Consider the following 12549-nt stretch of genomic DNA (forward strand, 5'->3'; position numbering starts at 1 on the left):
TTGAAGGTAGAAACAGTGCCATTTATGTCAACTAATTCATTTCTGGAGGTTTTTGCGAAATCACCGCTCAAACCACTAGAAGAACACATCAACACCGTTTACGAGTGTAGTCAGGGTTTGTTACCGTTTTTTGAAGCCGTTTTCAACAAAGACTGGAAAACCGCTGAAAAACTGCAACATGACATTTCCCACCTTGAGCGTAAGGCTGACGACCTTAAACGTGAATTGAGGGCTAACCTGCCTGCTGGCATATTTATGCCTATTCAGCGCCAGGACCTGTTGGACCTGCTTAGTCAGCAAGACAAGATCGCCAACCGCGCACGGGATATTTCCGGTTTGATGTTAGGCCGGGAACTGGGGATCCACGAATCTCTGCACGACCTATTCCGCAATTTTGTTATGCGCTCCATTGACGCCACCCGCCAAGCCCAGCACGTCACAAACGAACTGGACGAGTTGCTGGAAACTGGCTTCAAAGGGCGTGAAGTCAAGGTGGTTGAGGATATGATCGACCAACTTGATCAGATTGAGGATGACACGGACAAAATGCAGGTGGTCTTGCGTCGTGAACTGTGGAAGCTGGAGAGCCAGTTGAACCCAGTAGACGTGATGTTCCTGTACAAGGTCATTGAATGGATCGGCGATCTTGCCGACATCTCACAACGCGTTGGGTCGCGACTCGAATTGATGCTAGCCAGCTAAAGGGCAGTTCTGATGGATATTTTAACTACGTACGGCTTTATGCTGATAGTCACGGCTGCGGTCGTGGGATTCCTAATGGCCTGGGGTATTGGTGCGAATGACGTAGCCAATGCCATGGGGACCTCTGTGGGCTCCAAGGCACTGACGATTAAACAGGCCATTCTTATCGCCATGGTCTTCGAGTTCGCCGGTGCTTATCTGGCGGGCGGTGAAGTGACCTCTACCATACGTAAGGGCATTGTCGACAGTGCTTACTTTGTCGATACACCTGAAATCTTAGTTTACGGCATGATTGCCTCCTTGCTGGCTGCCGGTATCTGGTTGGTTATCGCCTCTTATCTGGGCTGGCCAGTATCTACAACGCACTCTATCGTGGGTGCTATTGTGGGCTTTGCGGCTGTGGGCGTCAGTGCCGACTCCGTTGAATGGGGTCAGGTTGTGGGTATTGTTGGCAGTTGGATTATTACCCCGGCCATATCCGGTTTCCTCGCCTATCTGATATTTATGAGTGCCCAGCGCCTTATCTTTGATACGGATACACCTTTTGCCAATGCCAAACGTTATGTACCTTTCTACATGGCGCTGGCCGGTTTTGTCATGTCTTTGGTAACCATTAAGAAAGGCCTAAAGCACATCGGCCTGCACATCGGTAATATGGAAGGTTATTTGATTGCCATTGCTATTGCTATAGCGGTTGGTGTGATTGGTAAGCTTTATATCAATCGTATCCAGATTGACCAGGAAGCTAACCGTAAGATGCAGTTTGCCAGCGTTGAAAAGGTCTTCGCCATTCTGATGGTGGTAACCGCTTGTTGTATGGCCTTTGCCCATGGTTCTAACGATGTGGCTAACGCAATCGGCCCCCTGGCTGCGGTTGTCAGTGTGGTGGAAAACCACGGTGAGATTGCCAGCAAAGCTAAACTGGCCTGGTGGATATTACCCTTAGGTGCCGTCGGTATCGTCATGGGTCTGGCTATTTTTGGTCACCGCGTTATTCAAACCATAGGTAAAGGTATTACTCACCTGACGCCAAGCCGTGGTTTTGCTGCTGAGTTAGCCGCTGCGACTACTGTTGTGGTTGCCTCTGGTACCGGCTTGCCTATCTCTACCACGCAAACTCTGGTGGGAGCTGTGCTAGGTGTGGGTATGGCTCGTGGTATCGCGGCCCTGAATCTGGGCGTTATCCGCAATATTGTGGTGTCCTGGGTTGTAACTCTGCCGATTGGTGCCGCCCTATCTATTATGTTCTTCTTTATGCTGAAAGGTATCTTCTCAGCCTAAGCCTAAGCCTAAGAACCTTATTAAAAAACCCGGCACTCGCCGGGTTTTTTATGTCCATGGATGGACGGTATGCCTTGATCGCATGGAAGCGAGAGAACGGCGATGTCCATGGATGGACGGTATGGCGCGGTGGCATGGAAGCCAAGGAGCGCCGATGTTGAGGAAAAACCTTATGCCTGGGGGCTATTGTTCCTCTTGCAGCTTTTCTATGTAATCCCTTGGGGTCACACCATTCCAGGTTTTAAACGCCCGGTTAAAGCTGCGTGCGTCAGAAAAATGCAGTCGCTGTGCAACGTCTTCCAGGGCCAGTTGCTGTGCCAGCAGGGTCTTGGCTTCCTGATTCAACACCTGTTCACGGCACTGGCGAAAGCTACTGTGGCTTTCAGTCAGTTTGCGCCGCAATGTGGCTACGCTGTAACCCAGTTCGGCAGCTACCGCATCCTGGCTCTGGATACCCTGTTCAAGTAAATGGCGCACTTTGGTCACCAGATTGTTGTCGCCATTGCCCTGACCTAAATGAAACTGCAACTGGTTGTAGACACTGCTTAAGGTCAAAGGCGCCTGCCATTGTAGCGGTTGGTCAGCCATATCTAATTGGTAATGCAAAACATAACAGGGGGCACCGAATTTGAGCGGTAAATGCGAAAATGCGGCCTGCAGTACCGAGTTATCGCCATTGTCTGCGCGGCTTTGCACTTTAATCAGGCTGTTGGCAGCCCCATGTCCGCCTAGTGAGCAGACCACCCCGTGAACGTAGAGTAAAACGCAGTCGAGATTAAAGCGGATATGTATGGGGTCACTGTCGTCCAGATAGGGAAATTGCCGATCATCAATGATATACAGCAATTCCCGGTCACGGCGTTCGACTCTGTTGTAGGCTCCACCATGGATAAAATTGTAGGACGCGGCCAGCTCCTGCAAGGCATCCTGCAAGCTTCGACATTTGCCCAAATTAGATAACACATGATCATTGGTGCCGGGCAGCAGCGGACGCTTGGACATATGCAAAGACTCGTCCCGTACCTCAACGGCGAAGGATTCAAGAATTCGCAGGAAGTCCACGATATTCAGTTGGGTGGCGTCACTCAGACCGGATTTTTGCAGTTGCTCGTCCAGGCGCATCCCGGCACTGGATAAAATCTGAGCCAGGGTACTGACGGCATTGGCCCGGATCATGGGGAGATCCGGGCTGAATGGTTGTTTTTCTGTCACGGGAAAACGGCACCCCATGGTAGACGGTTGAGCAAAATAGAGCATAAAGGTCACGCCATATCAATCCTGCTTACGTTAGGTGCCGTAAACTGGCTAGAGCGCGTTCAACCAGGTTTTGATTTGGTTGATACCGCTGCTTGACCAGCCAAGCTTCAAATGATTGACGTTAATGGTGGCGGAGCCACCGTGATTACCCAGACCACTGGCATCGTTACAGCTGGATACAAATACTACGCCGTCAGATGGGCCGGTATGCTCATTGTGGATCAAGGCAATATCCGCCTTGTTGCCACATAAATTGTGTACCCGTACGGCAGGATCGGTGCCCGCTGCGCGCACATCATCAACCAGCGAGTAGGGCAGGAAGGCATCAATGCCCTGTCCATGGGTGTAGAAACCCCAGCCGCCTTCGTAGGTGGTGTACCAATCCTGTTCGCTGACGGGCAATGCATAAGTGCTGTCCCAACGTTTAAGCATTTGCACCGAGCCAGGGAAGTAGCTGGAGGCGTAACTCCACTGGCTACCGCTTTGCCAGATGCCGTAGCATAAAATGGCATCGTGAGCGGTGGGGCCGTTAATTACCCCGCCACAGCCTGGATAAACCGCAAAGGTATGGGTCCAGCCATGACGAAATGACCAGTCGATACCGTTGTTTGGCCCGCCCAGCATAATTAACCGCCTGACATCGCCCTGGTAGCTGGTACCCCAGGATTGGGTAACGGATGAAATATACATGCGGGCGTTAAAGGCGCTTTTCGACCAGGTAACCAGGTCGACTTTACTCGCGCCGGTCTGGCTTTTGATGATACTGATGGCATTGGCAATCTGCTCTGCCCAGATATAACCATCACCATTTTTATGCGCCAGGGATAAGGCAAATACCTTGAAGTTGTCGGCCACCAGAGCTTGCATCAGACCCGTGCTCGGGCAGCTTTGCTGGCCACAGCCATAGTCTCCGGCATCATTTGGGTTTGCCCAGGCCAGATCGGCATCCTGATTGGCACCATGGATCAGCAGCACAGGCACGGCTTTGCTGTTGGTATTCCAGTTTGGCGCGTAATAAAGCAGGAAGTTGTCTGATGATGGGCTGGAGTCGGCAAAGAAGGTGGCCCGCTGACCACTTTGATCGCCACGGCCATCACTGGGAAAGGCTTCCTGACCAATATTACCGCTGGTATCCCGCCAGCGTTCCACTTTTACCCAGCCGTTACTGATACCGCTGGTGAAGGTTGCCTGCAGGCTGGTAGGGCCGGCTAGCGCCGACATACTCAGGCTGCAAAGGGCCAGGCTGATAGCTCCCAGCCAAAAGGAAAGTCGAAACAACGGGGCGGGCTTATACATAAGATTCTCCTTGGTGCTGTTTACGGGTTGGTCAGATCCTGTTTAAGCTGACTGGCCAGTGCCTGCCTGGCTTCCTTGGCAACCGGCAGGTCGCCAAAGGACAGAAAGGCATGAATGGTGCTCTCAAAGCTTTGGAAGCGCAGCAACACGTCGGCTTGCTGCAAGCGCCTGGCAAAGCGCTCTCCTTCGTCTTTAAGCGGGTCGAAACCCGCCACCATCAGTGCTGTGGGGGGCAGATGGCTGAGATCGGTGAGCTGCATGGGAGAGACTTCAGGATTGTCGCTACCGGCATGTCCACCAATGTACCAGTCGCGGGTGCCGTCAATGGCCGCGTTGGCCAGCAGATAGTCACCGCCGCCGAACATCAAGCGTGACGGATACTGGTCGTGACTGCTGTGCACATCCAGGACTGGGTAAATCAGGTACTGGGCTGCCAGTTGTTGGCTACTCTGGCTGTGCAAACGGTGGCTGGCCACTAGTGCCAGGTTGCCGCCGGCGCTATCGCCCATAATGGCAATACGCTTTGGGTCTGCACCTAAGGTCCCGGCCTGTTTGAATACCCACTCCAGTGCCTGACTGACGTCATCCAGTCCTGCCGGGTAGGGATGGTCGGGGGCCAGGCGATAGTCCAGGCTGATAAACAAACAACCACTTTGCTGGCAAAGATCCCTGACCAGCGCGTCATAACAGTCCAGATCGCCCAGTGCCCAGCCACCACCATGAATAAACAACACCAGTGGCAGCGGTTTTTGGCTGTCACCTAATGGCCGGTAAAGGCGCGCCGGAATTTTGCCGTCTTTGCCTGGGATAGTCAGGTCTGTTACCCGGCAATCGGGATTCACCGGCCCCTGAAGGCCGATAAACATCGCTCTGGCGCCGGCTCTGGACGCTTCAATACCGGTTTGTGCTTCATCGGTACTGGGGACATGCTGGTTAAATTGCGCCAGCAGCGCTTGGGTTTCCTTATCCATCATCTGTTAGAACCTGTATTTGAGGTTAAGACCATAAGTGCGGGGGGCGCCGTAATAACCTAGTTGCACACCAGGCGATGCGCTCAAGTCGAAGCCATGCTGACGGTACTCTTTGTCAGTCAGGTTGTTGCCATACAGGCTGACCTGCCATTGTTCGTCGTCAGACAGATACGTCACCGACATATCCATCAGGGTGTAGGCTGATTGCGCCAGCACTTCACTGCTGCTGACGGTCAGATAAGTCTTACTGCGATAGCTGGCTGACACAGACCAGCTCAGACTGCCGCTATCCAAATCCATCCAGTATTCCAAACCAAGTCGGCCATTCCATTTTGGCGCGTTCACCAGTTCGCGTTTGTCGCTGATTTCCTCATCAAAATCGCCGATCAGTTCATCGTAGCCACCACCCAGGTAACCGGCGTTCATATTCAGTGTCAGCGCATCGGTGAGCACGGCGCTTAGCTCCATTTCAGCCCCATAAATAGTGGCTTTACCGGCGTTTTCGAACAGCGATAAAAAGGCGCCGGTATCTGGATCGATAGAGAAGCGACTGAGTTGGAAGTTCTTATAGTCGTTATAGAAGGCGGCCAGGTTCAGGCGCACGTTGTCATTATTGAGCATGGACTTAGAGCCAACTTCATAGCTCCACATGGTTTCCGGGTCGAAAGGCTGAGCAAAAGAGGTCAAACGGCCGTTGAAACCGCCGCTCTTAAAGCCTCGGCTGGTGCTGGCATACAGCAAGTGATCGGCGCTGAGCTTGTAGTCCAGCGACAGTTTAGGTGAAAAGTTGTTCCAGCTTTGTTCGGCATCATAGCCAGTGGGGCTGTAGCCAACCCCTGTGCCGAATAGCCGTTCCATTTCTTCGGCGCTATTGACGCCTGTACCGGCAAACTCTTCGCCGCGGCTGGATACCTGCTTCTTCTCTTTGGTATAACGAGCGCCTAAGGTCAAACCGAGCTCAGGGGTTAAATCCCAGCTCAGGTTGGCATAAATCGCACTGCTGGTATTGGTCTGGTCGCGCAGTCCGGCATTGACAACCGGGAAGGGGAAATACACATCATTGCCCAGTGGTACGAAAAACTCCGGTGCAACCGCACCACCGAAGGTCAGATCGTCTTCCTTAAAGTAATAGACTCCGGAAACCAGTGACATGCCGTCTAAGTTGTACAGCCATTGAAACTCCTGGCTGAGTTGGTCCTGATCCTCAAAGTTGTAAATCCCGAATGAGCTATCGGCGCTGCCATCAAGATCCAGGTGGGTACGGTAGTCCATTTGCCGGTAAGCGCTGATGGACTTGAAGGTACTATTACCGTTCAGGTATTCGAGGGTCAGGGCCGCGCCGCTGGTTTCCAGGCTTTCCAGATCGTTGTAATTCACATTGACCTTAAAAGGATCATCACCCACTGGCAGCATCTTGCCTTGTGATACCGAATAAATGGCAGTTTCGCGGTGCGGTGTACGGGAGTGATTGGGTGAGCTGTCAGAGCCGTCCACAACCAGGTAAGCCGATAAATTATCGCTGATCTGATACAGCAGGCTGCCACGCCAGGCCAGGGTGTCTTTATCGTAATCGTCCTCACCTGTCAGGGTGTTTTCGGCGTAGCCGTCACGTTTGCTGCTGGCCATGGCAAAACGGCCAAGCAGTTTATCATCCACTACGGCACCCGTTATGCTGCCTTTGAGGTTCAGTAGCCCATAATTGCCGACGCCTACATCCACATAGCCTTCGGTTACATCGGTAGGCTTGGCACTGGTAAATTTCACCGCGCCACCAATAGTGTTACGACCATACAGGGTGCCCTGAGGGCCACGCAGCACTTCAATTTGCTGAGGGTCCACCACGTCCAGAAACGAGCCTTGTACCCGGCCCATATAAACGTCATCCAGATACACACCTACGCCAGGGTCGTTAAACGAAATGGAGTCTATTTGCCCTACACCACGGATATAAATCACCGCGTTTGACGCATCTCCCACATGCAGATTGAGGTTCGGCACATGGGACTCAAGGTCGCCGAGATCCAGGATCTGCATCTTTTCCAGTTCATTGGCCGACAGCGCCGTTACCGCAATAGGCACATCTTGCAGATTTTCGGTTTGCCGGGTGGCCGATACCTCGATGACTTCAATACTGCGCTCGGCTCGCTGCTGGGCTGGTTCTTGTGCGCTAACGGCAGGGCTTAACGCCAGGCTTACTGCCACAGCAAGCAGTTGCTTGCGGGGTTTAAGCGATAATGTGAATGAATTGTTATTGTGTGACATCATTTTGTGTAAACGCTTTGTTAACTTGTGAGGAGATTGTTGCGGTAAGGGGGGAGCAACAACAAGGACAAAAAACTTCAATCTAAGGGGACAAATACGCTCAGGCAAATGTGGTGCTTTCTGTTAGGATTAGCTAATTAGATTAACTTAATATCTTTTAATAGGTTAAATCACGAAGGAGTTCGGAATGAAGTGGCCCAATCTTAAACATTTGCACTATCTGGTGGTCTTGCATGAAGAACAGCATTTCAATCGTGCAGCCCAGCGCTGTTTTGTCAGCCAGTCTACCTTAAGCACCGCTATTCAGAATCTCGAAGAGCAGTTGGGCTGCCAGCTCCTGGAACGGGATCATAAAACCTTTATTTTTACTGCGTTGGGGCTGGAAATGGTGGAGCGCTGTAAAACCCTGCTAAACGGTGCCAGCGAGCTGGTTGACTACGCCCACAGCGCGGGTAACTGGCAGGCCGGCAAGCTTAAACTGGGCATTATTCCCACCATTGCCCCGTTTTTGCTGGAGGGCTTGATCGGCACGCTTGGCGAAGCACTCCCTGACTTAAGCCTGCAGTTGCAGGAAAACACCACGGCAAACTTATTACGCGAACTGCACGGTGGTGAGCTGGACTTGCTGATCCTGGCCTTGCCGATGGAAACCCCTGGCTGCAAGCAGATGGTGATTGGCCATGATCCTTTTCATTTGGTTGCTCATCCTGACATGCTGAGCCTGCTGCCCTCACCTATGGATTTTAGTGCCCTACCTAAAGACAGCGTGTTTTTATTGCAGCAGGAACATTGTATGACCGGCCATGCAGTGAGTGCTTGTGGGCTGAAACACAAAGAGCAGGTTAGCGCTTTGGCAGCCAGCAGTTTGTTTACCCTGGTGCAGCTTGCCAACAGCCGTCTGGGCCTAACCTTCCTGCCTGAGCTGGCGCTGAAAAGTGACATACTGCAACACAGTGCGCTGGTGTCCTTTCCCGCCGAAGATAAGGCGTACCGAGAGATTGGTCTGGTGTGGCGTAACGGCACTACCAGGGTACGTTTGTTCCGCCGCATAGCCGAGCTGCTGCAGCCGCTCATGCCTAAAGCGGTGCTGTAAATTTTTAAAAAATAATTTAAATCTCACCAAACTATTTTCTGACTGGCCTCGACATTAAGAGCAGAGAATTACAACACGGCACGGAAAGTGAGCATGACTGGGGAAGGCCTTGTTCGAACAATCTGATGAGAAGCTGATCAGCAAGGCCATGAGCGGCAACAATGCAGCCTGGCAGAAACTGGTTAAACGCTACGACAAAGCTGTCTACAACTATGGCCTGCGTATGACCGGTAATGCCGATGATGCGATGGATTTGTTGCAGGAAGTGTTTTTGTCTGTGTTCCGTAATCTGGCCAGCTTTCGTGGTGAAGGCAGTTTTAAGGCCTGGTTGTTTCGTATCGCCCATCATCGGATGGTGGAGTTTTACCGGCGTAAGCGTGATTACCAACCGCTGGATGAAGAAAACCCACTGATGGATGAGCAGTCTTGTGTTAGTCGCCTGACCATTGCCGACGCCGAATCGCGGGAACTGATCAGGGCCATGCAAAAGCTGTCACTGGAGCAAAAGGCGGTGGTGGAGTTGAAGTTTTTTAGTCAGTTTACTTTTGAAGAAATTGCCGAACAGCTTGGGGTATCCAGCAATACGGTGAAGTCCCGCTTATACACGGGGCTGGGTAAATTGAAGGAATTGATGGAGGTGCAATATGTCTGACAAGCATGAATTGTTTGCATTGTGGTTAGATGGCCAACTCTCGGCGTCACAGCAACAGGCATTTGAACAGTTTTGCGCTCGGGACGATGAATTCGCCCGGCAAGTGGCATTGGCTAAACAGGTTAGCCATGCAGCTAAGCGCTATGAAGAACAGCCTGTACCTAACTGGCAAATACCGGCCATAGGCCCGCAGCCAGGGGCTTCGTTGTCCTGGTGGCGATTGCGAGCCATGCCGTCTTTGTCTTTCGGTATGTCCATGTTAGCGCTGGTGATGGTGCTGTTCCGGGTTGAAGTGCAGATACAAAGTGGCGCGCTGACGGTCAGTTTTGCCGGACAGGGTCAACAGGATGAGATTCGCCGACAGGTTGATGCCGAAATTGCCCAGTTCCGTGAGCAGCAGCAAGTGCTGCTGGCTGATTACAGCCGCGAAATGCGCCAGCAACAGCAGGATGTCAGTAGTCAGTTGACCAGCTACTTGCTCACCGCCAGCCGCAGCGAGCGGCGGGAAGATTTTGCCGAATTGATTAAGTTCGTCAATCAGCAACGGGAAGACGATCAACAGTTCTATGCCCGTCAGTTTAACAAGCTTCAGCAGCAGGTTTTTCAAAACCCGGAGCCTGTGGCCCAGGAAAACCTGTAACCAGTAACTATGAGGTCAGCCATGAAAAAGTCATCTATTTGTTTGTTGTTAGCCAGTATGTTTGCAGCCAGTGTGCAGGCCACTTCCCAGCTTGATGAACTAAGTAAAGAACTGGAGATCATGAGCAGCATCATGCAAACCAGTTACAAGCAAAATCGCGACGAAAAAGGCATTAGCGTGCGTTCTTTGCAAAGCACCTATCTGGCCGGGCAGGGCGTAGTGTTCAGGATCCAAACCTCAGGCGGCAGTAATCGCTTTCGTTTTTCATTCAATGGATTGGACCATGTCATTCCCGTACCGCCGATTGAGCCGCAAATCGAAGTGCGTGGTAATGCAGTAGTAATCGAAAATGAAGGACATGTAATTGAATATGAGTCCATTGGCGATGAGCTGGAGCAGGTACGCGAACTTTTTATTGGGTCCAATGACAAGCTGAGCGAGCTGCGAGACCAGCAGCGTGAATTAAACTGGGAAGCCCGAGAAGTTGAACGCCGTAACCGTGACAACGAGTTTGAAAAGCGCCACGCAGAAGGTGAGCGCCGTGCTGAGCTGGAAAAGGAAACCCAGGAACTGCAAAAAGAGCTGGCCAAGATTAAAGAGCGTCAGCGTGAAGTGGAAAAATATGCCCAGCAGTTAGAAGAAGAACAGCGAGAAGCCAACAGTAAACGTGTGGCGGCGGCGCAGGAGCAGAGCAAGAAATTCCTGGCCGAGTTTGAACACAACAGTGCCGATATTCTGTGTAAATACGGCAGCGGTCTGAAGAGCTTGCCAGCCGGTGAACATATTACCCTGGTGCTGGACAATTATGCAGGTGGTAAAGGTCGTAGCAAGAATCAGGACCGTATCTACGTATTTGACTACAAAGACGTGCAGTCTTGTGTAAGCGGTAAGCTCGACCCACAAAAGTTGCTGGGCAAGGCTAACACCTACGAATTCTAGTTGCAGGGGCGAAGATGACGTCGCCTGATGTTGAGAAAAAGCCCGCTATTGTTCAAAGCGGGCTTTTTTATGCGATGGGTGAGTCTTGTGCTTCGCTTAACGGCACTGTGCTTTAAGCTCATATCACATCAAAGGTCTTTTCAAGCAGGTAGTGCAAGGTCGCCACAACCATCAATATAAACAACATGGAAGCCGCACGAATGGTGAAAAAGTGAGTGGATGACTGCCATTTTCTTTTCAGATAAAAGACATCAAAAAGTATAAAAAACACCGCTAAGATGGCGCCGACAATGCCTCCCACATAAAGCAGGGCAAGGAAATATATTTTTGCAATCAGAAACGACAGGCTGCTGGTTTGTTCTGGTGCGGAACCGAGAATCAGGTGCATATAGCCAACGCCGAGTAGCAGGGCTGCCACAGCCCAAAGCAGGTATTCCAGCAATGACTTTCTTATAGTTGTCATATAATCAGAGCCTTTATGTACGTACTCATTTGACAGATAAACAGCCAGTGTTAACAGTATGGACTGCCGTAACAAAATGCTTAAAATCCAGAACTAGCCGCAGCGTCACTGACATCCTTTGTGGTCTTTGCGGGCGTATCGAGGATGGAAAGGCGGTCAGATTTAACCATACCATGCTCATCGAAATAGCGAAGCTCACCGCAGTGCAAAGGGGCATCGGCCTGGCAGGGACTGTAGTTAAACTCGGCTAACTTGTACTTTCTATACATGCCCAGTTCCTCGGTAACCAACCCGCCCAGGTCCTCTTCGTTTTCAAGAAAATAAGCCGTGCCTTCATCCTGGAAAACACTAATAGGGAACGCCTTATAGTACTGATAAAAGAATACCGAGGTTTCGTTCTCGTAGGCCAGTGTTTTACCCGCAGGGAACTCGCTGCTTAAATGCGTGACGACTTGCTGGTGGATGGCCTGCTGAAGGGCATTCTGATCCTCGTCAGGATACTTAACCAGATATAGGTTGGGATAAACCTCGGACTGGATAAAGCGCATATTTTTATAAAAAACATGGTGAATACCTAACCCAATCAGGCCCAGTAGCAGCGTGGCGTAAAACACTCTGGCCCGCGTTTTATTTTTTAGGATCCATAGTATTAGCCTAACGCCAAGGAACAAGACGCCGCTTAGCATAAGCAGCAGAAAAACGATAAGTACTAGTTCCATTCGGCTTCGGACACAAAAGCAATACCGCGATCAATTAAGCGCGCGGTAGAGAAAGAGGCGCTGCATAGCATCAAACTCTGTTTCAGCACACTATTGGCAGTGTCATCTAAAGGTGCAAGTAAGGGGGGCGCTACAGGTTGTTGCAACAGGCCAGAATAAATCGCGGCTGCCAGTGTTAATACACAAAGTAGCAGTGCAAACAGCCGTTGTACTGCGTTGAGTTTATTCAGAAAGTACATGCCTCCGACCTACAGTATGCTGGGTTAAGCTGACG

Annotated in this window: 13 protein-coding genes; 6 read left to right on the top strand and 7 right to left on the bottom strand. The window is 51.3% G+C overall.

What is annotated here, in order from left to right; all coding sequences use genetic code 11:
* Positions 1-24: 24 nt before the first annotated feature.
* Together J0A65_RS02615 and J0A65_RS02620 are read left to right on the top strand one after the other, a co-directional pair.
* Positions 25-702, top strand: a complete 678-nt coding sequence (locus J0A65_RS02615) for a TIGR00153 family protein (protein ID WP_206592573.1) — start codon at positions 25-27, stop codon at positions 700-702.
* A gap of 12 nt (positions 703-714) precedes the next feature.
* Positions 715-1983, top strand: coding sequence for an inorganic phosphate transporter (locus J0A65_RS02620; protein WP_206592574.1), 1269 nt, complete (start codon positions 715-717; stop codon positions 1981-1983).
* A 183-nt stretch (positions 1984-2166) separates the two neighbouring features.
* Here J0A65_RS02620 and J0A65_RS02625 read toward each other — a convergent pair whose 3' ends face one another.
* The 4 genes from J0A65_RS02625 to J0A65_RS02640 are packed head-to-tail and all read right to left on the bottom strand — an operon-like array spanning position 2167 to position 7772.
* Positions 2167-3240 carry a helix-turn-helix domain-containing protein gene (locus J0A65_RS02625; protein ID WP_206592909.1) on the bottom strand — a complete coding sequence of 358 codons (1074 nt, stop codon included), beginning with the start codon at positions 3238-3240 and terminating at the stop codon, positions 2167-2169.
* Between the two features lie 48 nt (positions 3241-3288).
* Positions 3289-4536 (bottom strand): esterase/lipase family protein, encoded by a 1248-nt coding sequence (locus J0A65_RS02630; protein ID WP_232849704.1) that lies wholly within the window; start codon positions 4534-4536, stop codon positions 3289-3291.
* Positions 4537-4556: 20 nt separating this feature from the next.
* Positions 4557-5510, bottom strand: a complete 954-nt coding sequence (locus tag J0A65_RS02635; RefSeq protein WP_206592575.1) for an alpha/beta hydrolase — start codon at positions 5508-5510, stop codon at positions 4557-4559.
* Positions 5511-5513: 3 nt separating this feature from the next.
* The gene (locus J0A65_RS02640; RefSeq protein WP_232849705.1) at positions 5514-7772 is read right to left on the bottom strand and encodes a TonB-dependent receptor; all 2259 of its coding nucleotides are present in this window, start codon (positions 7770-7772) and stop codon (positions 5514-5516) included.
* A gap of 184 nt (positions 7773-7956) precedes the next feature.
* Between J0A65_RS02640 and J0A65_RS02645 the strand changes: the two genes are divergently transcribed.
* The 4 genes from J0A65_RS02645 (at position 7957) to J0A65_RS02660 (ending at position 11093) form a co-directional block, all read left to right on the top strand.
* Positions 7957-8862: a hydrogen peroxide-inducible genes activator gene (locus J0A65_RS02645; protein ID WP_206592576.1), complete on the top strand. Its 906-nt coding sequence runs from the start codon at positions 7957-7959 to the stop codon at positions 8860-8862.
* Between the two features lie 109 nt (positions 8863-8971).
* A complete protein-coding gene (locus J0A65_RS02650; protein WP_206592577.1) occupies positions 8972-9514 on the top strand; it encodes an RNA polymerase sigma factor in 543 nt (180 codons plus the stop codon).
* Positions 9507-10154, top strand: a complete 648-nt coding sequence (locus tag J0A65_RS02655) for an anti-sigma factor (protein WP_206592578.1) — start codon at positions 9507-9509, stop codon at positions 10152-10154. The genes J0A65_RS02650 and J0A65_RS02655 overlap by 8 nt, the downstream gene beginning before the upstream one ends.
* Positions 10155-10175: 21 nt before the next feature.
* A complete protein-coding gene (locus tag J0A65_RS02660; protein ID WP_206592579.1) occupies positions 10176-11093 on the top strand; it encodes a hypothetical protein in 918 nt (305 codons plus the stop codon).
* 118 nt (positions 11094-11211) lie between these two features.
* Here the strand turns inward: J0A65_RS02660 and J0A65_RS02665 are convergent, their stop codons facing one another.
* From J0A65_RS02665 to J0A65_RS02675, 3 genes are all read right to left on the bottom strand, one after another.
* Complete coding sequence (locus J0A65_RS02665) at positions 11212-11535, bottom strand: hypothetical protein (RefSeq protein WP_206592580.1); 324 nt, start codon at positions 11533-11535, stop codon at positions 11212-11214.
* A gap of 101 nt (positions 11536-11636) precedes the next feature.
* On the bottom strand, positions 11637-12275 hold the full coding sequence (locus J0A65_RS02670; RefSeq protein WP_206592581.1) for a hypothetical protein: 639 nt from the start codon (positions 12273-12275) through the stop codon (positions 11637-11639).
* Positions 12266-12514 (bottom strand): hypothetical protein, encoded by a 249-nt coding sequence (locus tag J0A65_RS02675; protein WP_206592582.1) that lies wholly within the window; start codon positions 12512-12514, stop codon positions 12266-12268. Before J0A65_RS02675 ends, J0A65_RS02670 begins: the two co-directional genes overlap by 10 nt.
* Between the last annotated feature and the right edge of the window lie 35 nt (positions 12515-12549).

The organism is Bowmanella yangjiangensis (genome assembly GCF_017255015.1).
GTDB classification, from domain to species: domain Bacteria; phylum Pseudomonadota; class Gammaproteobacteria; order Enterobacterales; family Alteromonadaceae; genus Bowmanella; species Bowmanella yangjiangensis.

Coding starts and splice junctions, on each gene's coding strand:
- J0A65_RS02670 (WP_206592581.1), bottom strand. CDS start 12,275: ATGGAACTAGTACTTATCGTTTTTCTGCTGCTTATGCTAAGCGGCGTC.
- J0A65_RS02625 (WP_206592909.1), bottom strand. CDS start 3,240: ATGCTCTATTTTGCTCAACCGTCTACCATGGGGTGCCGTTTTCCCGTG.
- J0A65_RS02615 (WP_206592573.1), top strand. CDS start 25: ATGTCAACTAATTCATTTCTGGAGGTTTTTGCGAAATCACCGCTCAAA.
- J0A65_RS02655 (WP_206592578.1), top strand. CDS start 9,507: ATGTCTGACAAGCATGAATTGTTTGCATTGTGGTTAGATGGCCAACTC.
- J0A65_RS02620 (WP_206592574.1), top strand. CDS start 715: ATGGATATTTTAACTACGTACGGCTTTATGCTGATAGTCACGGCTGCG.
- J0A65_RS02635 (WP_206592575.1), bottom strand. CDS start 5,510: ATGATGGATAAGGAAACCCAAGCGCTGCTGGCGCAATTTAACCAGCAT.
- J0A65_RS02660 (WP_206592579.1), top strand. CDS start 10,176: ATGAAAAAGTCATCTATTTGTTTGTTGTTAGCCAGTATGTTTGCAGCC.
- J0A65_RS02675 (WP_206592582.1), bottom strand. CDS start 12,514: ATGTACTTTCTGAATAAACTCAACGCAGTACAACGGCTGTTTGCACTG.
- J0A65_RS02645 (WP_206592576.1), top strand. CDS start 7,957: ATGAAGTGGCCCAATCTTAAACATTTGCACTATCTGGTGGTCTTGCAT.
- J0A65_RS02640 (WP_232849705.1), bottom strand. CDS start 7,772: ATGATGTCACACAATAACAATTCATTCACATTATCGCTTAAACCCCGC.
- J0A65_RS02630 (WP_232849704.1), bottom strand. CDS start 4,536: ATGTATAAGCCCGCCCCGTTGTTTCGACTTTCCTTTTGGCTGGGAGCT.